The sequence below is a fragment of the Enterobacter cloacae complex sp. P2B genome, assembly GCF_014895985.1.
In the GTDB taxonomy this organism is placed as follows: Bacteria; Pseudomonadota; Gammaproteobacteria; order Enterobacterales; family Enterobacteriaceae; genus Enterobacter; species Enterobacter bugandensis.
Window position 1 is genome coordinate 141,943 of record NZ_JADBQQ010000027.1, and the last position, 17,842, is coordinate 159,784.

Consider the following 17,842-nt stretch of genomic DNA (forward strand, 5'->3'; position numbering starts at 1 on the left):
GAATTTTCATGGGTGCCTATTTAATACGCCGACTTCTGCTGGTCATTCCCACGCTGTGGGCCATTATCACCATTAACTTTTTTATCGTGCAAATTGCCCCGGGCGGGCCGGTCGACCAGGCCATTGCCGCCATTGAGTTTGGCAACAGCGGCGGCATGCCCGGCGGCGGCGGAGAAGGCATGGGCGCCAGCCATGCGCGAACCGGCGTGGGGAATATTAGTGAAAGCCACTACCGCGGCGGGCGCGGGCTGGATCCTGAAGTGATCGCCGAGATCACCCATCGCTACGGCTTTGATAAGCCGATACACGAGCGCTATTTCAAGATGCTCTGGGATTATATCCGCTTTGATTTTGGCGATAGCCTGTTCCGCAGTGCGTCCGTATTAACGTTGATCAAGCAAAGCCTGCCAGTTTCGGTCACGCTGGGGCTGTGGGGCACGCTGATTATCTATCTGGTCTCTATACCGCTCGGGATCCGAAAAGCGGTGCATAACGGCAGCCGCTTCGATATCTGGAGCAGCACCTTCATCATCATCGGCTATGCTATTCCGGCGTTTCTGTTTGCCGTTCTGCTGATTGTCTTCTTTGCCGGAGGCAGCTATTTCGACATCTTCCCCCTGCGGGGGCTGGTCTCCGCCGATTTCAGCACGCTGCCGTGGTACCAGAAAATCACCGACTATCTCTGGCATATCACGCTGCCGGTGCTGGCGACGGTGATCGGCGGGTTTGCCGCCCTGACCATGTTAACGAAAAATGCCTTTCTCGATGAAATCCGCAAGCAGTATGTCGTGACCGCCCGCGCCAAAGGGGTCAGCGAGAAGCAGATTATGTGGAAACACGTTTTCCGCAACGCCATGCTGCTGGTGATTGCCGGATTTCCAGCCACGTTCATCAGCATGTTTTTTACCGGCTCGCTGCTGATTGAGGTGATGTTCTCGCTCAACGGTCTCGGCCTGCTGGGCTACGAAGCCACCGTATCGCGCGATTATCCGGTAATGTTTGGCACGCTCTATATTTTCACCCTGATTGGCCTGCTGCTGAATATCATCAGCGATATCAGCTATACGCTGGTCGATCCCCGAATTGATTTTGAGGGCCGCTGATGCCGCGTTTAAGCCCCGTTAACCAGGCCCGCTGGGCCCGTTTTCGCCATAACCGCCGCGGCTACTGGTCGCTGTGGATTTTTGCTTTCCTGTTTGTCCTGAGCATGTGTTCGGAGCTGATCGCCAACGACAAACCGTTGCTGGTGCACTTTAACGACCGCTGGTACGTGCCGGTACTGGCTAACTACAGTGAAAGCGACTTCGGCGGCCCGTTTGCCACCCCGGCGGAGTACCAGGATCCGTGGCTGCGCCAGCAGATCGAACAGCACGGCTGGGCCCTCTGGGCTCCGGTGCGCTTTGGCGCCAACAGCATTAACTTCGCGACCACAACCCCCTTCCCTTCTCCGCCCTCTGCGCAAAACTGGCTGGGAACAGACGCCAACGGCGGCGACGTGCTGGCGCGCATCCTCTACGGTACGCGGATTTCTATTCTCTTTGGATTGATGCTGACCGTCTTCTCCAGCGTAATGGGCGTAGTGGCCGGCGCCGTTCAGGGCTACTACGGCGGAAAAATTGACCTGTGGGGGCAGCGTATCATCGAAGTCTGGTCCGGTATGCCAACGCTGTTTCTGATCATTCTGCTTTCCAGCGTGGTACAGCCGGGCTTCTGGTGGCTGCTGGGCATCACCGTTCTGTTTGGCTGGATGGCGCTGGTGGGCGTGGTGCGGGCAGAGTTTCTGCGCACCCGTAATTTCGACTATATTCGCGCCGCGCAGGCGTTAGGCGTGAGCGATCGCGCAATCATCTTCCGCCATATGCTTCCCAATGCGGTGGTGGCGACTCTCACCTTCCTGCCCTTTATTCTGTGCAGCTCCATCACCACCCTCACCTCGCTGGACTTTCTGGGCTTCGGCCTGCCGCTGGGGTCGCCGTCGCTCGGCGAACTGCTGCTGCAGGGCAAGAACAACCTGCAGGCGCCGTGGCTGGGCATCACCGCCTTTCTTTCCGTGGCCGTGCTGCTTTCGCTGTTGATTTTTATTGGCGAAGCCGTGCGCGATGCCTTCGATCCCAACAAGGCGGTATAAGATGACGCAGCCTCTTCTCAGTATTGATCGCCTGTCGATTGCCTTCTCGAAGCAGGGCGAGACCCGTACCGTGGTCACCGACCTGTCGCTGCAGATCCAGCGCGGTGAAACGCTGGCGCTGGTGGGTGAATCCGGTTCGGGCAAGAGCGTCTCGGCGCTCTCCATCCTGCGTCTGCTGCCCTCCCCGCCCGTGAGCTATCCGCAAGGGGATATTCTGTTCCACGGCAGTTCGCTGCTGCACGCTGATGAACATACCCTGCGCGGTATTCGCGGCAATAAGATTGCCATGATCTTCCAGGAGCCGATGGTGTCGCTCAACCCACTGCATACGCTGGAAAAACAGCTCTATGAAGTGCTGTCACTTCATCGGGGGATGCGCAAAGAGGCCGCGCGGGGCGAAATTCTGGATTGTCTGGAACGTACAGGCATACGCAACGCGGCCAAACGGCTGAATGATTTTCCGCATCAGCTCTCCGGCGGCGAACGCCAGCGGGTAATGATTGCCATGGCCCTGCTCACGCGCCCCGAACTGTTGATTGCCGACGAGCCGACGACGGCGCTGGACGTCACGGTGCAGGCGCAAATTCTGACACTCTTGAGGGAACTGCGTGACGAGCTGGACATGAGCCTGCTGTTTATCACGCACAACCTGAGCATCGTGAAAAAGCTGGCCGACAGCGTCGAGGTCATGCAAAACGGACGCTGCGTTGAACAGAATACCGCGTCCACGCTGCTGAACGCGCCGCAGCATCCCTATACGCAGCGCCTGCTCGACAGCGAACCTTCCGGCGACCCGGTGCCTCTCACGGCAGACAGCACACCGCTGCTGCGCGTCGATGATTTATCCGTCTCGTTCCCGATCCGCAAAGGCGTTCTGCGGCGCATCGTTGACCAGAACCCGGTGCTGAAAAATATCCGCTTCTCGCTGCGACCGGGTGAATCCCTGGGGCTGGTGGGCGAATCCGGTTCGGGGAAAAGCACTACCGGTCTGGCGCTGCTGCGCTTAATTGCCTCTCAGGGCGAGATCCTGTTTGACGATATGCCGCTGCACCGCTGGAACCGCCGCCAGATGCTGCCCGTGCGGCCCCGCATGCAGGTGGTATTTCAGGATCCCAACTCCTCGCTTAACCCGCGCCTCAGCGTGTTGCAGATTATCGAAGAGGGCCTGCGCGTTCACCAGCCTGGCCTGAGTGCGCAACAGCGGGAACAGGAGGTCATGCGGGTGATGGCGGAAGTGGGCTTAGATCCCGACACTCGCCACCGCTACCCTGCGGAATTTTCCGGCGGACAGCGCCAGCGTATCGCCATCGCCCGCGCGCTGATCCTGAAACCGGAGCTGATTATTCTGGATGAACCGACCTCGTCTCTGGACAGAACCGTACAGGCGCAGATCCTGGCGCTGCTCAAAGGGCTACAGGAAAAGCACCGGCTGGCCTATATCTTTATCAGCCATGATCTACAGGTGGTTCGGGCGCTATGCCATCAGGTGATTGTGCTACGACAGGGTGAGGTGGTCGAACAGGGTGATTGCCAGCGCGTATTTACTGCGCCAACGCAGAGCTACACGCGCCAGCTGCTCGCGGCAGACTAGCGCTTAAAACGGATACTGGCCGGAGAAAGGTTCAGCAATCGCAACGCCAAAGTTTTTCAGGCGGCAGGTCGCGGCGAATTCGTCCTGGCTTTTGACGAACAGGCACGGCTCCCCTTCGCACTCCAGTACGGAGCTGTCCACTTCGATATCCGTCAGGGCCTGGCTGAGACGCTCCATCACCCGCCACGCATTTTCGTCGCTCGGGCTCAGCAGCTTGAGCGCCACCAGGCAATTCTCACAGCCCGCGACGCTTTGCGGAATCGGTTCAACTTTCGAACCTGCAAAACCCGCCGACCAGCGATAGCTCTGGGGCAAGCGATGGACAATGGAGAGTTGTAATGTATTCACGTTCGTTCCCCGGAAGCAAAATTTACTTCACAATTTATTTACATTCATAGTAACACATCATCGCCAACCTGCACTATTCAGCGCTTTTTTATCGGTATCGAGGCTCGCGTCGGCGCTATATGTACCCGTTTCTGCGATCTAACTCAACCTTTTTGAATACAATGATGTGACTTTTTACATAAATAGATTTTACATAAAATAAACAAACACGGAATAAACGAACGCGAGTTTGGTTGATATGCGTCAACAAAAAAGGCCCTTTCGGGCCTTATCTGCGCGTTAGTGCGCCGCTTTTCGCGGCCGGCTGGCGTAAAGACAGAAAAGCACAGAGCTGGTTGCGCAAAAAGCCATCGCCCACAGCATAGGCCAGGCCGTAGTAAAGGTCGCCATAGAGAGTAACGCCCCGACGATGGCACCAATCCCGAAGCGGAAGGTTCCCGCCAGTGACGATGCGGTTCCCGCCATGTGCGGGAATTCGTCGAGGATCACCGCCATCGCATTGGACGAGATCATCGACACGCAGCCGACAAAGGCCGCCACGCCGATCACCAGCGCCCAGAAGCCCACGCCCAGAAACGCGCTCACCACCAGCCAGACCGCCATCACAAACTGGATCCACAGCCCGGCGCGGAACATGTTCAGCGCGCCCACCCGCCGGACAAAGCGGCTGTTAATGATGGTCAGGACAAACAGGAAGACGATATTGAGCGCAAAATAATAGCCAAAGTGCTGCGGCGAAACGTGGTTCAGTTCGATATAGACAAACGGCCCGGCGCTCAGGAAGGAGAACATTCCGGCGAAGCTGAACCCGCTCGCCAGCATGTAGCTCAGCACCCGCTTGTGGCGAAACAGCGAGGCAAAGTTGCCTATCGTGGTTCGAATATGAAATTTCTGGCGGCGCTCAACGGGCAGCGTTTCATCAATAAAGAAGAAAATCATCGCCGAGGCCAGCAGCGCGGCCAGCGCCAGGATCCAGAAAATCGCGTGCCAGCTAAACCACACCAGCACCGCACCACCGGCCATCGGTGCCACCAGCGGCGCAATCGTCGTCACCAGCATGACGAACGACATCATGCGGGAGAACTCTTCTTTCGGGTAGATATCACGCATCAGGGCGTTGATCACCACGCTCGCGGCAGCGGCGGCCAACCCGTGCAGGAAGCGCATGATAATCAGCTGATCGATACTCTGCGCCAGCGCACAGGCGACCGCTGCGGCCGCAAAGACCAGCGTCCCGCCAAGAATAACCGGCTTACGCCCCAGGCTGTCGGCCATTGGGCCATACAGCAGCTGTCCGAGCGCGAAACCGAGAATATAGGTGCTGAGCGTCATCTGCGCGCTGCCTGCCGGTACGCCAAACTGCGCGGAAATCACCGGCAGCGCAGGCAGATACATATCGATAGACAGCGGCATCAGCATCGCCAGCAGGCCAAGAATGAAGACAATTTTGAACGACGAGTGTGGCCTGGTGGTCACAGGGTTCTCCTGAAATTAGTGAGAAGGCAGACCGACGCTGGCAATCTCTTCTTCCGTCAGCGGACGATATTCACCGGGCGCCAGGTCGGGATCGAGCGCAATCGCACCGATGCGTTCACGGTGCAGGCCCACAACGTGGTTACCCACGGCGGCAAACATGCGTTTCACCTGATGGTAGCGTCCTTCGCTGATGGTCAAACGGACCTCCGTCGGGGTGATGACCTCAAGCACGGCGGGTTTGGTCAGATCCTTTTCATTATGCAGCTGAACGCCTTTCGCGAATTGCTCTGCCGTGTCATCCGCAACCGGTGACTCCAGCGTGACCAGATAGGTTTTCTCACAGTGGTGGCGCGGGGAAGTGATGCGATGCGACCACTGACCGTCGTCGGTCATCAGCACCAGACCGGTGGTGTCGATGTCGAGGCGGCCCGCGGCGTGCAGCTTATGCGCCACCGGTTCGTCGAGGAAATAGAGCACCGTCGGGTGATCCGGATCGTCCGTTGAGCAGACATAGCCTTCCGGCTTATTGAGCATGAAATAGCGGGGACCGTGCTGCTGGGTCAGCGGATTGCCGTCGTACTCAACCTGATGGTCAGGCTGCAGTTTGAACGCGCTGTCTCGCACAATGTCGCCATCCACGGTAACGCGGTTGGCGCGAATTTCGCGCCCGGCAATAGCGCGGCTTACGCCGAGTTGCTGAGCGATAAACTTATCAAGTCGCATGAAATCTTTTTAGCCTTAATGGTGCTGGAAGTCGGACCGTGCGTCCGAAAAAAGAAGCAGTCAGGAACGGTTCAGTATAATGGTCTGGTTGCGCCACTCAAGGGAAAAAGTTTCGTGGCATACTATATGCGGATTAACGAAACCGAGACCCCATGACTTTTACACTTCGTCCCTATCAGCAGGAAGCCGTTGACGCGACGCTCGCCTGGTTCCGTAAACACCGGGAACCGGCGGCCATTGTCCTCCCGACCGGTGCAGGCAAGAGCCTGGTCATTGCCGAACTGGCGCGCCTGGCGCGTGGTCGCGTGCTGGTATTGGCCCACGTCAAAGAGCTGGTGGCGCAAAACCATGCCAAATATTGTGCGCTGGGGCTGGAAGCCGACATTTTCGCCGCCGGGCTGAAGCGCAAAGAGAGCCACGGCAAAGTGGTTTTCGGCAGCGTACAGTCGGTGGCCCGCAACCTGGATCTGTTCAGCAGCGAGTTTTCGCTGCTGATTGTCGACGAATGTCACCGCATCAGCGATGACGACGACAGCCAGTATCAGCAAATCCTCACTCACCTTAAAGAGGTGAACCCTCACTTACGCCTGCTCGGCCTGACGGCAACCCCGTTTCGTCTGGGCAAAGGCTGGATCTACCGCTTTCATTATCACGGCATGGTGCGCGGCGACGAGAAAGCGCTGTTCAGCGACTGTATCTATGAACTTCCGCTGCGCTACATGATTAAGCACGGCTACCTGACGCCGCCCGAGCGGCTGGATATGCCGGTCGTGCAGTACGATTTCAGCCGCTTACAGGCGCAGAGCAACGGGCTGTTCAGCGAGGCGGATCTTAACCATGAGCTGAAAAAACAGAAGCGGATCACGCCGCATATCATCAGCCAGATTGAAGAGTTCGCGCAAACGCGTAAAGGGGTGATGATTTTTGCTGCCACCGTCGAACACGCGCGCGAAATCACGGGACTGCTACCCGCTGACGACGCGGCGCTGATCACAGGCGAAACGCCCGGCCCGGAGCGCGACAGGCTGATTGAGGCTTTCAAAGCCCAGCAGTTCCGCTACCTGGTGAATGTCTCCGTATTAACCACCGGGTTTGACGCCCCGCACGTCGACCTGATTGCGATTCTGCGCCCGACGGAATCCGTCAGCCTGTATCAGCAGATTGTCGGCCGTGGCCTGCGCCTGGCGCCGGGCAAAACCGACTGCCTGATACTGGATTACGCCGGCAACCCGCACGATCTGTACTCCCCGGAAGTGGGCGCGCCAAAAGGCAAAAGCGACAACGTGCCGGTACAGGTGTTTTGCCCGGCCTGCGGCTTTGCCAACACCTTCTGGGGAAAAACCACCGCCGACGGCACGCTGATTGAACACTTTGGCCGCCGCTGTCAGGGCTGGTTTGAGGATGATGAGGGGCATCGCGAGCAGTGCGATTTCCGCTTTCGCTTCAAAAACTGCCCGCAGTGCAACGCCGAAAATGACATCGCCGCCCGCCGTTGCCGCGAGTGCGACACGGTGCTGGTGGACCCGGACGACATGCTGAAAGCGGCGCTGAAGCTGAAAGATGCGCTGGTGTTGCGCTGCTCCGGCATGGCGCTGCAGCCCGGCGCGGATGAAAAAGGCGAATGGCTGAAAATCACCTATTACGATGAGGATGGCGCTGACGTCAGCGAACGGTTCAGGGTTCAGACGCCTGCCCAGCGTACGGCATTTGAGCAGCTGTTTATCCGGCCGCATACCCGTACGCCTGGCGTGCCGCTGCGCTGGATAACCGTGGCGGATATCGTGCATCAGCAGGCGCAGCTGCGCCACCCCGACTTCGTGGTCGCCCGCAAGAAAGGCCAGTTCTGGCAGGTTCGCGAGAAGGTCTTTGACTATGAAGGTCGCTTCCGTCGGGCAAATGAATTGCGCGGCTAACGGGACTTTTCATTGATGTGCGGGGCATTTGAGTATAAAATGCCGCCCGCTTCACATCCGTGGGGCAGAACACTCACCTGCTGCTGGGTCGCCTGTAGTAGGGTTTTAAATACAGAGAGAAATCAATGTTCACTATCGAAGCAGAAGTACGTAACGTGCAGGGTAAGGGTGCGAGCCGCCGCCTGCGTAACGCTAACAAGTTCCCGGCTATCGTTTACGGTGGCGAAGCTGCTCCAGTTGCTATCGAACTGGATCACGACAAAGTGTGGAACATGCAGACCAAAGCTGAGTTCTACAGCGAAGTTCTGACCATCGTTGTTGGCGGTAAAGAAGAAAAAGTGAAGGTTCAGGCTGTTCAGCGTCACGCGTTCAAGCCAAAACTGACTCACATCGACTTCGTTCGCGCGTAATCGCAAACCTGTCGAGAAAACCCCGCTTCGGCGGGGTTTTTTTATGGCTGCTATTTACCGCCAGACGTGCGGCGCTGAAGCTGATCGCGCAGATTCGGCGGCGTGCCTTTGATGGTCAGGGTATCGGTGGCTGGATCCCAGAAAATGCGTTCCCCTAACAGCATGGCGTCAAAGTTGATGGTTAACCCACCGCCGCTGCCGGCAAATTTGGTTAACTGACGCAGCGTGCTGCGATCCGCCGGGAAGCTCTCCTCAAGCTCATAGCCCTTCTCCGCGGTGAATTCCTGGAAGCTCACTTCGCTGACGCCCGCCAGCTCTTTTGACAGGGACTCCAGCTCAATCTCTTCCCCGGCCTGCAACTGCTCGTTGCAGTAGCTGTAAACCTGCTGACGCACGGTCTGGCGTTCAGATTTATCGAGCTGCGCTTCCGCCGTGAAGTCATCAACGGCCTGCAGCAGCCCTTTGTTCTGCGCTTTGGCGTTCAGGCCTTCGCTGGCACCGAGGAAGTCCATAAAGAAATCCGCCACTTTGCGGCCCACCCGCCCCTTCAGGAAGGTGAGGTAGCGGGTCGACTCCGGGTTAGTTTCCCACTCGGTCAAATCAATGCGCGCCACAATATCCGCATGGTTGATATCCAGATAGTGCGTTGAGCTGATGTCCAACTGCTCGTTCACGCGCATGCTGCTTAAGTTATTCAGCACGGTAACCAGCAGGTACTCGACCGCCAGGTAACGATAGTGGCAGAACAGGACAATACCGCCGTCGGCGAACGGATATTTCGCCAGCTCGTCGCGCAGACGCCCGGTTGCCGCGCGGCTAAACGCCAGGAAATCCTCTTCACCCTGACGCTGCAGGCGCAGGCTATCGGCCAGTTCACTCTCTTCACTGAACAGACCATAGGCTTTATTTTTAGCGCTGTAGACGCGATGCAGCTCTGCCATCATTTCCACAACGGTTGCCGTGGGTTCCAGTAACGAATCGCGTAGCACCACTTCAAGGGTTTGCTCATCACGCTTGATAAGCTGGTGCAAGGCAATCTGGTTGATTTCCAGACTCATGATAAACTCTCCTTTTAGACCGGGCGGTATTCAACCACCACCAGGACATGTGTGCAACAACAGATAAAAAAGGGGAAAAAAAGCTGTTGCTACGGTAATATGTTGCCCTTTCATCAACAAACTGATTTTGATTTATGCCACAACATTCCCGCTACAGTGATGAACACGTTGAACAACTGCTCAGTGAGCTGGTCAACGTACTGGAAAAACATAAAACGCCGACCGATCTCTCCCTGATGGTTTTGGGAAATATGGTCACCAACCTTATCAACACCAGCGTTGCTCCGGCTCAGCGTCAGGCGATCGCCAAATCTTTCGCCCAGGCGTTACAGTCATCCGTCAGCAACGACCAGGCCCATTAAGGGAAACGAACAACAGTTTATGGTGACGAATCGTCAGCGCTACCGTGAAAAAGTCTCCCAGATGGTCAGCTGGGGACACTGGTTTGCCCTGTTCAACATTCTGCTAGCGACGGTAATTGGCTGTCGTTATCTGTTTGTCGCAGACTGGCCCACAACGCTAACCGGGCGTATCTACTCCTGGATAAGCGTTGTTGGTCACTTTAGCTTTTTGGTATTCGCCACCTATCTGCTGATCCTGTTTCCTCTGACGTTTATCGTCATGTCGCAGCGTTTGATGCGGTTCTTGTCCGCAATCCTTGCGACGGTGGGGATGACGCTGCTGCTTATCGACAGTGAAGTGTTCACCCGCTTCCACCTGCATCTCAACCCTATCGTCTGGGAACTGGTGATCAACCCCGACCAGAACGAAACGGCCCGCGACTGGCAGCTGATGTTCATCAGCGTTCCGGTGATCCTGTTGATTGAGATGCTGTTTGCCACCTGGAGCTGGCAAAAGCTCCGCAGCCTGACCCGACGCCGCCATTACGCGAAGCCCGTCGCCGCGCTCTTTTTCGTCTCATTTATCAGTTCGCACCTCATGTATATCTGGGCGGATGCGAACTTCTATCGCCCTATTACCATGCAGCGCGCTAACCTGCCGCTCTCTTATCCGATGACGGCCCGTCGTTTCCTTGAGAAACACGGCCTGCTTGATGCCCAGGAGTACCAGCGCCGTCTGGTCGAACAGGGTAATCCGGAGGCGGTTAGCGTGCAGTATCCACTGAGCGATCTGCGCTATCGCGATATGGGTCGCGGGCAAAACGTCCTGCTGATTACCGTCGATGGCCTCAACTATTCTCGTTACGAGAAGCAGATGCCTGCGCTGGCCGATTTCGCGAGTCAGAACGTATCGTTTACCCAACATATGAGTTCAGGTAACTCAACCGATGCAGGTATCTTTGGCCTGTTCTATGGCATTTCTGCCGGATACATGGACGGCGTGCTGTCTGCGCGCATTCCTGCGGCGCTGATCACCGGGCTTAATCAGCAGGGCTATCAGTTAGGGTTGTTCTCATCGGACGGCTTCAACAGTCCACTGTACCGCCAGGCGCTGCTCTCTGATTTCTCACTGCCTGCCGCGCAGAGCCAGTCTGATGCCCAGACCGCAAACCAGTGGATAAACTGGCTGCAGCGCTACGCGCAGGAAGATAACCGCTGGTTCTCGTGGGTGGCCTTTAACGGCACAACGCTTAACGACAGCAACCAGGCTAGCTTTGCGCGCCGCTATGGCCGCGCGGCCAGCGATGTTGACGCACAGATTGGCCGCGTGCTTGACGCGCTACGTGAATCAGGCAAGCTTGATAACACGGTCGTGATCGTGACCGCGGGGCATGGCGTACCGTTAGGCGACGAGACGAAGAGCATGAGCTGGTCACGTCCAAACCTGCATGTTCCGCTGGTGATCCACTGGCCGGGAACGCCGGCGCAGCGCATCAATATGCTCACAGAACATAAAGATGTCATGACGACCCTGATGCAGCGCCTGCTGCACGTCAGTACGCCAGCAAACGAGTATTCGCAGGGGCAGGATCTCTTCAGCGCCACGCGCCGCCATAACTGGGTGACTGCAGCTGACGGCAACACGCTGGTGGTGACCACGCCGAAGCTGACGCTGGTGCTGAACAGCAACGGGAACTATCAGACCTATAATCTGCAGGGTGAACGGCTGAAGGATCAGAAACCACAGCTTAGCCTGCTGTTACAGGTTCTGACGGATGAGAAGCGCTTCATCGCTAACTGATTAATAATAAACCAGTTAGCGTCGGATTCCCTTGCATTCGAAACGGAATCGAGTAGTATTCTTTCTATGCGTCGGCACGTAGCGCAGCCTGGTAGCGCACCGTCATGGGGTGTCGGGGGTCGGAGGTTCAAATCCTCTCGTGCCGACCAAAAACATATTGAAAACCAGCCTCTTATGGCTGGTTTTTTTTTAGTTTGCTATTGAACGGGGAAGAAATGGGGAAAAAAAGGGGAATAACTACCAACAGTTGACTCTTTGGGTGGTAGCACAAGCACTGGTAGATTTCTTAAGACTTTATCCCTAGTTTCGTTGAAAGATTACAACGAAAAATCCGAGAAAATCTTCACTACTTGATTTCCGCTCAGAAACAACAATATTAAGTGTATGAAGTAAGTAGTGCAGTGATAAAGTTGTGAAGGTATGTAGTTATTGAGTAAAAAATCGCTAATGGGATTGATAAAACTTCTTCGCTATCTCATACTCGTAGGCCTAGGTAGTTTCAGTTCGCATACCTTGCGCTTTGTAACGGAGGGTTGCACGATGAAAAACATGAAAAAAATAGCGGATACTATTAAAAAATTTAACTTTTTTGACCCGTTCCCAGCTACAGATTATTTCGCTCTGATTGTACATAAGTCTAACAATGAACGATTGTTTGATGCTGTCGTAGAGTTGAACGAAGAGTCAAAAAGGGCACTTCTACAACTGAGTGATGAAATCAAACAGTCTATCGGAAAGGATGAAATCGGTGACACAGAGCGGCTCCTCAGAATCTACATTAATGAAGCAAATGACTTTAAGTTCCACGATTCCGAGTGGAACGAGATCACTGGGGCTGAGTGCAAACGACACAGTTATCGAAGAGGCAGAGATTATCGATCCCTCAATAGATGCAGAAGCCGAGAAGACGAACTCCAACTCGGAATCCTTCAACAATTCGCACACCGACTTGGAGGATGATGGCGATAGTGGTGATGAGGCAATCGCCGAAATCGTAACTGACGTCATTAAAAAAGAGCCAGAAGTTCTTGAACGAATCATGCAAGACGAGCAGGTTCGTCACATGGTTATGGTTCAACAGAAGAGTTATCGTGGTCCTCTTCCTCCTAGCGAACTGCTTTCTGGATATGAAACATTTTGCCCTGGAGCAACTGAGCGTTTTATTGGGCAGTTAGAAGCTAACCAAAAGCATCAGCATGAAATGGAAAAACTGGCTGTTTCTGCAACTATTACTCGTGATCAGGAGAACCGCAAGTACGGATTTGCATTGACATGCTTAGCACTCATTGCAAGTGTAACGCTTGGGGTAACTGGACACGATATTCTTGCCGGTACTATCGCAACCACTACTATTGGTACGATCTTAGTAACGTTCATTCTGAATCGTCGACCAAACAATAGTAGAGATGAGAAAGAAGACAAACAGTCACAACTACCAGCTGAAGATAGTAATGAGAAATAGCCCGCTTAGCGGGCTATTTTTTTGTGATTTAACCAGTCCGCGCTACTTTTTCTACCTGCCCTATACTTTCAGTCTGACTGACTGGAGGTTTCTATGTGTGGACGTTTTGCACAAGCCCAAACCCGTGAAGAATATTTGGCATACCTGGCCGATGAAGCCGCTCGTGACATTGCGTATGATCCGGCACCTATTGGCCGGTACAACGTGGCGCCTGGTACCAAAGTTCTGCTGCTGAGCGAACGCGACGAGCAATTACATCTGGACCCGGTCCTCTGGTCGTATGCTCCAGGGTGGTGGCAGAAACCTCCATTGATTAATGCACGCGTAGAGACTGCGGCAACAAGCCGAATGTTTAAGCCTCTGTGGCAGCACGGTCGAGCGATCTGTTTCGCAGATGGATGGTTCGAATGGAAAAAGGAAGGCGGCAAGAAACAGCCCTACTTCATTCACCGCGCCGACGGCCAGCCGATTTTTATGGCAGCGATCGGTAGCGCGCCGTTCGAACGTAGTGACGAAGCAGAAGGCTTTCTCATCGTGACGTCTGCAGCTGACAAAGGTCTGGTCGACATTCACGACCGCCGGCCACTTGTTTTGTCACCAGAAGCCGCCCGGGAGTGGATGCGCCAAGATATAGGCGGGAAAGAAGCCGAAGAGATAGCAACTGACGGTTTCGTTCCGGCAGAAAAGTTTATATGGCATGCTGTGACGCGTGCCGTGGGGAATCCCAATAACCAAGGAATAGATTTAATACAACCTTTACTTAATAATCCTAATGGAGCGAACATTAAGTAGAGCTTTGGTATTATGATAACCTGTATGACCCAAGAATATTTCTCCTTCAGCCTTAACATATTTACCGAGAATATCTAAACGTTCATCATAAATATTCTCTGTGAGGCATAATTGAAACATACATGAGTTTCCTTTATCATAAGGCTGATTATCTTCAATACTCCGACCGATTAAGCTAATTGGTTCATTTACATAGAGAATCCAGTAAAACAAGGGTTTATCACCATTATTGATAGACTCATAGTTTGGTGGCCCTGGAAACACTTCGTCTCTAACTTTACCGTAAAGGGTAGTCGTTTGGCCTTCAATCAGTTCCTTTGGGTTTTCTGTTTTCTTTGAGAACTTAGAGTTTTTTGCTTTAAATAATCTTCGACCAAAATATCTTGTAAAAAAAAGACCAAAGACCCCCATTACCAAAGAACAAATTACACCAATCCCTTGCCAGTTATTGCTTGATAAAAAATCACTCACGGCCTATCCCTCAATTATTAAAAATTTCTTAACGACCCCTTTTCCATAATATTAGAATAATATCAATTTATCATGGTTTTACAATGTTGATTCAAGAAAGAATGTTTATGCGACTTAAGTTAAATCAGTGAACTACCTTACCTTAAGAAGGTCGTTTAAACGCGTAGTATATCTTGGCGAAAGCATTTCACGTTTCATCTGCCACTGCTGCTGTATGCCCTGCCCGGCAAAGAAGAGTGTTCCTTTCCCGTCTTTCGCGTTCAAGTGATCGAGCACCTCCATCAACTTATCGCTTCCAGCGCGCGGCGCGTGCTCATCGAAAAGGTTCAGCTGCGCCACACCTTGGCTGAAAAAATCTCCCAGCATGATTCCAGCCTTTTGATAGCGGTGGCCATCCTTCCAAATTTTGTCCAAGCACTTAACCGCGGCGTTGATGATGTCGCGGGAATCCTGTGTTGGCGTGAGAAGCTTCATTGACGCACTGTTGCCGTAATATGGCTCATTCAGGGCAAAAGGTGACGTCTTCACGAACGCCGAGATAAAACGGCAATACTGATGCTCACCGCGTAGCTTTTCTGCACCTCGGGCCGCATAACTGCAAATCGCCTGGCGCATCTGCTCATATTCTGTAACGCGTTCGCCAAAAGACCGGGAACAGACAATCTCCTGTTTTGCAGGTGCAAACTCCTCCAGATCCAGACATGGTTCGCCGCGCAGCTCCCGGACCGTTCGCTCCAGGACGACATTGAAGTGCTTTCGAATAATCCACGTACTCTGCTCAGAGAGGTCCAGAGCTGTTTTGATGCCCATGGCATTAAGCTTTTTACTGATTCTGCGACCAACGCCCCAAACATCCTCTACAGGCACGATCGCCAACAGCCGACGCTGCCGATCGACATTTGACAAGTCAACTACCCCGCCCGTCTGTCGCTGCCATTTCTTTGCGGCGTGGTTGGCGAGTTTAGCGAGTGTTTTTGTCTGGGCAATGCCAACGCCAATGGTGAGGTGCGTACGCTTCAGAACTGTAGCGCGGATTTCTTTGCCGAACTCAGTCAGGTCCCGGCAGTTTCGCACTCCGGTAAGATCACAAAAAGCTTCATCGATACTGTAAATTTCGACGCGGGGGCTCATTTCTTCCAGCGTCGTCATTACCCGGTTCGACATATCAGCGTAAAGCTCGTAATTGCTGCTGAAGCAAACAACGCCAGCGCGCCGGAAAAGCTCCTTTTGCTTGAAGAAAGGCTCGCCCATTGCTATCCCTGCGGCTTTTGCCTCTGCGCTGCGCGCGATCACGCAGCCATCGTTATTTGAGAGAACGACAACCGGCCGCCCTCTCAGATCCGGCCTGAATACAGTCTCGCATGATGCGTAGAACGAATTCACATCACAGAGAGCAAACATATTCAGCTCGCAGATTTAACGATGAAAGTTACGACGCCGAAAACGTCCAGCGTGTCTTCGCTGCCAACAACAATCGGGCTGTAGGCGCTGTTCATAGGATTTAGTTGCACGGTCGGGCGCAGTTGCAGGCGTTTAACAGTGAACTCCCCTTCCACCGCAGCGATGACAATGTCACCATGCTCAGCAGTCCTAGAGCTGTCCACCACCAGCAGGTCACCGTCACTGATCCCGGCTTCGATCATTGAATCACCTGCGGCTTTGACGAAATAGGTGGAACTCGGATGAGCGACAAGTAACTCATTGAGATCGATACGCTGTTCAACGTAATCAGCTGCGGGGCTTGGGAAACCACACTGTACTAAGTCACTGAAAAGCGGAAGAGCGATAATTTCTCTCAGTTCTGTTGGCCTGATGAATTCCATTGCACACACCTCAAATACTGTTTTTATATACAGTAGTTTTATTTATAAGTGTCCGCAAGATCCGGGCTCAACTGTAACTGCTTAAAGCTTCGCCGTTTCGTTTCTAAGTTTCTATGTCGCTTCGAATTATGAGTTTTGTAAATTTTATGGCAGTAACTCTTAATGAGCAGATTTTAGCCGCCGCAAATACTTGCATACGATGTGCGGCGTTTTACTTATTAGATGCCTAGTATTGTTTACAAACCTGACTGGCTAGGCTTAGTGGCTTCTTTAACCACGTTGATTACATCACGTGCTTTTTCCGGATCGATAAGTACCAGTTCCACCAGGGTAAAAAGTTCTTTGATTGCTTCGGTGTGGTATGCGGCAGACACGCCTGATGTGTCGAGAAATTTGAAATTCTCAATCACAGTGCCATCACTGAATTCACGATCTCCATATGTCTTAACGGCATCCGGACACCAATTTTCAACATCCTGGGCAATAAGTCCTACACCCCGACCACCATCCTGAACGTCATACGTGACACCACGCATGGATAGTACGGCGGCTAGTGGGGTCGACACCGGCTTTATATTGGACTTGTGACGCTCGTCAGAACCATTAACCCAGGCCCCCTGAGAAGTGGCGGAACCATCATAATTGAAGCTCCATCGTTTATCCCCTGTACCATAAGATGCACCGTTATAGTAAATCGAATACGTCAGCGTGTTAGTTCCTGAACCACGGGTAATCCCTGTAATCCAGCCATCGGTATACCAGTTATACTGGAATGCACCTACATATCCCGTCGCGCCTGTATCACCATCTCCAGATACCACCAGTATATTATTGTTTTTGCCCGCCCCCTGCTGCACTCTTCCTCTTAACGCTAGTCCTTTTGCTAAATCAACATCAAGACCACCATTTGCAACAATAACCGAGTTACCGTCTGCCACAAGCGGTGCACTTACCAAATCCAGTTGTCCTGTAAGTTTCCCGCCAGTTTTTTGAAGGGCACCAGTGATGCGAGAATCATCGCCGGCAGCTACGGTACCAGTTACCGTCCCAACACTCCTGGTGGCGCTGTCTCCCAAACCGAGGTTTGTGCGAGCGTCTTCTGCCTTCGTGGCCCCAGTGCCGCCGTCAGCAACAGCCAGCGCACCGTTACTCCCTTTTTGCGCCAGTTTGCCGATGCCGGGGATCGTTACAGGGGTGCCGTTAATGGTTACGGTAATGCTCTGATTGGCTGAGGTTGTGGCGAACGTCTCCCACGCGCCAATATTCTCGTCATACTCTTTGATGAGCTGCGACATGGCCTGTGCCAGTCCGTCGACAGAGATATTGTCGGAAACTAGGATTCCATACTTCTGACCGCTAAGTGCCGGAGCGGCGGCAGGTGTAACCGTCATCGAGGTGGAACTGTCCACACTTGAGATCTGGAAAATTTGAACCGGGCTCGACATGACGATAATCGTCTGGCCAGCACGAACCTGGCCCGCTGGCGCCGTCCAGTTCGTGCCCGT

Annotated in this window: 17 protein-coding genes and 1 tRNA gene; 10 read left to right on the top strand and 8 right to left on the bottom strand. The window is 53.8% G+C overall.

Features of this window, described 5'->3' with window-relative positions; translation table 11 throughout:
* Positions 1 to 8: 8 nt before the first annotated feature.
* The 3 genes from IM313_RS22125 to yejF are packed head-to-tail and all read left to right on the top strand — an operon-like array spanning position 9 to position 3,719.
* Positions 9 to 1,103, top strand: a complete 1,095-nt coding sequence (locus tag IM313_RS22125; RefSeq protein WP_028013880.1) for a microcin C ABC transporter permease YejB — start codon at positions 9 to 11, stop codon at positions 1,101 to 1,103.
* Positions 1,103 to 2,128 carry an ABC transporter permease gene (locus IM313_RS22130; protein ID WP_192971280.1) on the top strand — a complete coding sequence of 342 codons (1,026 nt, stop codon included), beginning with the start codon at positions 1,103 to 1,105 and terminating at the stop codon, positions 2,126 to 2,128. Before IM313_RS22125 ends, IM313_RS22130 begins: the two co-directional genes overlap by 1 nt.
* 1 nt (position 2,129) lies before the next feature.
* Positions 2,130 to 3,719 carry a microcin C ABC transporter ATP-binding protein YejF gene (gene yejF, locus IM313_RS22135; RefSeq protein WP_193034334.1) on the top strand — a complete coding sequence of 530 codons (1,590 nt, stop codon included), beginning with the start codon at positions 2,130 to 2,132 and terminating at the stop codon, positions 3,717 to 3,719.
* A gap of 3 nt (positions 3,720 to 3,722) precedes the next feature.
* On the opposite strand, the gene IM313_RS22140 is transcribed toward yejF, so the two are convergent.
* From IM313_RS22140 to rsuA, 3 genes are all read right to left on the bottom strand, one after another.
* The gene (locus IM313_RS22140; RefSeq protein WP_028013883.1) at positions 3,723 to 4,067 is read right to left on the bottom strand and encodes a YejG family protein; all 345 of its coding nucleotides are present in this window, start codon (positions 4,065 to 4,067) and stop codon (positions 3,723 to 3,725) included.
* Positions 4,068 to 4,346: 279 nt separating this feature from the next.
* A complete protein-coding gene (locus tag IM313_RS22145; protein ID WP_048958051.1) occupies positions 4,347 to 5,543 on the bottom strand; it encodes a Bcr/CflA family multidrug efflux MFS transporter in 1,197 nt (398 codons plus the stop codon).
* Positions 5,544 to 5,558: 15 nt separating this feature from the next.
* Positions 5,559 to 6,266 carry a 16S rRNA pseudouridine(516) synthase RsuA gene (gene rsuA / locus IM313_RS22150; protein WP_028013885.1) on the bottom strand — a complete coding sequence of 236 codons (708 nt, stop codon included), beginning with the start codon at positions 6,264 to 6,266 and terminating at the stop codon, positions 5,559 to 5,561.
* Positions 6,267 to 6,418: 152 nt separating this feature from the next.
* Here rsuA and IM313_RS22155 point away from each other — a divergent pair, with 152 nt between their 5' ends.
* Together IM313_RS22155 and rplY are read left to right on the top strand one after the other, a co-directional pair.
* Positions 6,419 to 8,179, top strand: coding sequence for a DEAD/DEAH box helicase (locus IM313_RS22155; protein WP_192971279.1), 1,761 nt, complete (start codon positions 6,419 to 6,421; stop codon positions 8,177 to 8,179).
* A gap of 125 nt (positions 8,180 to 8,304) precedes the next feature.
* The gene (gene rplY / locus IM313_RS22160) at positions 8,305 to 8,589 is read left to right on the top strand and encodes a 50S ribosomal protein L25 (protein ID WP_028013887.1); all 285 of its coding nucleotides are present in this window, start codon (positions 8,305 to 8,307) and stop codon (positions 8,587 to 8,589) included.
* Positions 8,590 to 8,639: 50 nt separating this feature from the next.
* Here rplY and yejK read toward each other — a convergent pair whose 3' ends face one another.
* Positions 8,640 to 9,647: a nucleoid-associated protein YejK gene (yejK, locus tag IM313_RS22165; RefSeq protein ID WP_008500957.1), complete on the bottom strand. Its 1,008-nt coding sequence runs from the start codon at positions 9,645 to 9,647 to the stop codon at positions 8,640 to 8,642.
* Positions 9,648 to 9,781: 134 nt separating this feature from the next.
* Between yejK and IM313_RS22170 the strand changes: the two genes are divergently transcribed.
* The 5 genes from IM313_RS22170 to IM313_RS22190 all read left to right on the top strand — a co-directional run bounded on the left by IM313_RS22170 (position 9,782) and on the right by IM313_RS22190 (position 14,043).
* Entirely contained in the window at positions 9,782 to 10,009 is a 228-nt protein-coding gene (locus IM313_RS22170; RefSeq protein WP_014884596.1) for a YejL family protein, read from the top strand.
* Positions 10,010 to 10,028: 19 nt separating this feature from the next.
* The gene (yejM, locus tag IM313_RS22175; RefSeq protein ID WP_049000385.1) at positions 10,029 to 11,789 is read left to right on the top strand and encodes an LPS biosynthesis-modulating metalloenzyme YejM; all 1,761 of its coding nucleotides are present in this window, start codon (positions 10,029 to 10,031) and stop codon (positions 11,787 to 11,789) included.
* A 72-nt stretch (positions 11,790 to 11,861) separates the two neighbouring features.
* Positions 11,862 to 11,938, top strand: a tRNA-Pro gene (locus tag IM313_RS22180).
* A 632-nt stretch (positions 11,939 to 12,570) separates the two neighbouring features.
* Positions 12,571 to 13,251 carry a DUF2335 domain-containing protein gene (locus IM313_RS22185; RefSeq protein WP_162790939.1) on the top strand — a complete coding sequence of 227 codons (681 nt, stop codon included), beginning with the start codon at positions 12,571 to 12,573 and terminating at the stop codon, positions 13,249 to 13,251.
* 93 nt (positions 13,252 to 13,344) lie between these two features.
* Positions 13,345 to 14,043 carry an SOS response-associated peptidase gene (locus tag IM313_RS22190; RefSeq protein ID WP_110915289.1) on the top strand — a complete coding sequence of 233 codons (699 nt, stop codon included), beginning with the start codon at positions 13,345 to 13,347 and terminating at the stop codon, positions 14,041 to 14,043.
* Here IM313_RS22190 and IM313_RS22195 read toward each other — a convergent pair.
* The 4 genes from IM313_RS22195 to IM313_RS22210 all read right to left on the bottom strand — a co-directional run.
* The gene (locus IM313_RS22195; protein ID WP_110915290.1) at positions 14,008 to 14,514 is read right to left on the bottom strand and encodes a DUF4431 domain-containing protein; all 507 of its coding nucleotides are present in this window, start codon (positions 14,512 to 14,514) and stop codon (positions 14,008 to 14,010) included. The two genes, IM313_RS22190 and IM313_RS22195, sit on opposite strands and share 36 nt — an antisense overlap.
* Before the next feature lie 132 nt (positions 14,515 to 14,646).
* A complete protein-coding gene (locus IM313_RS22200; protein WP_193045061.1) occupies positions 14,647 to 15,915 on the bottom strand; it encodes a Y-family DNA polymerase in 1,269 nt (422 codons plus the stop codon).
* Positions 15,916 to 15,917: 2 nt separating this feature from the next.
* Positions 15,918 to 16,337: a translesion error-prone DNA polymerase V autoproteolytic subunit gene (locus tag IM313_RS22205; RefSeq protein WP_020884462.1), complete on the bottom strand. Its 420-nt coding sequence runs from the start codon at positions 16,335 to 16,337 to the stop codon at positions 15,918 to 15,920.
* Between the two features lie 236 nt (positions 16,338 to 16,573).
* A partial coding sequence (locus IM313_RS22210; protein WP_193056107.1) for a tail fiber domain-containing protein occupies positions 16,574 to 17,842 on the bottom strand: 1,269 nt, incomplete at its 5' end.

Bases quoted from the DNA above. Each gene is read 5' to 3' on its own strand.
- IM313_RS22125 (WP_028013880.1), top strand. From the start codon at position 9: ATGGGTGCCTATTTAATACGCCGACTTCTGCTGGTCATTCCCACGCTG.
- IM313_RS22130 (WP_192971280.1), top strand. From the start codon at position 1,103: ATGCCGCGTTTAAGCCCCGTTAACCAGGCCCGCTGGGCCCGTTTTCGC.
- yejF (WP_193034334.1), top strand. From the start codon at position 2,130: ATGACGCAGCCTCTTCTCAGTATTGATCGCCTGTCGATTGCCTTCTCG.
- rsuA (WP_028013885.1), bottom strand. From the start codon at position 6,266: ATGCGACTTGATAAGTTTATCGCTCAGCAACTCGGCGTAAGCCGCGCT.
- IM313_RS22155 (WP_192971279.1), top strand. From the start codon at position 6,419: ATGACTTTTACACTTCGTCCCTATCAGCAGGAAGCCGTTGACGCGACG.
- rplY (WP_028013887.1), top strand. From the start codon at position 8,305: ATGTTCACTATCGAAGCAGAAGTACGTAACGTGCAGGGTAAGGGTGCG.
- yejK (WP_008500957.1), bottom strand. From the start codon at position 9,647: ATGAGTCTGGAAATCAACCAGATTGCCTTGCACCAGCTTATCAAGCGT.
- IM313_RS22170 (WP_014884596.1), top strand. From the start codon at position 9,782: ATGCCACAACATTCCCGCTACAGTGATGAACACGTTGAACAACTGCTC.
- yejM (WP_049000385.1), top strand. From the start codon at position 10,029: ATGGTGACGAATCGTCAGCGCTACCGTGAAAAAGTCTCCCAGATGGTC.
- IM313_RS22185 (WP_162790939.1), top strand. From the start codon at position 12,571: ATGAAGCAAATGACTTTAAGTTCCACGATTCCGAGTGGAACGAGATCA.
- IM313_RS22190 (WP_110915289.1), top strand. From the start codon at position 13,345: ATGTGTGGACGTTTTGCACAAGCCCAAACCCGTGAAGAATATTTGGCA.
- IM313_RS22200 (WP_193045061.1), bottom strand. From the start codon at position 15,915: ATGTTTGCTCTCTGTGATGTGAATTCGTTCTACGCATCATGCGAGACT.
- IM313_RS22205 (WP_020884462.1), bottom strand. From the start codon at position 16,337: ATGGAATTCATCAGGCCAACAGAACTGAGAGAAATTATCGCTCTTCCG.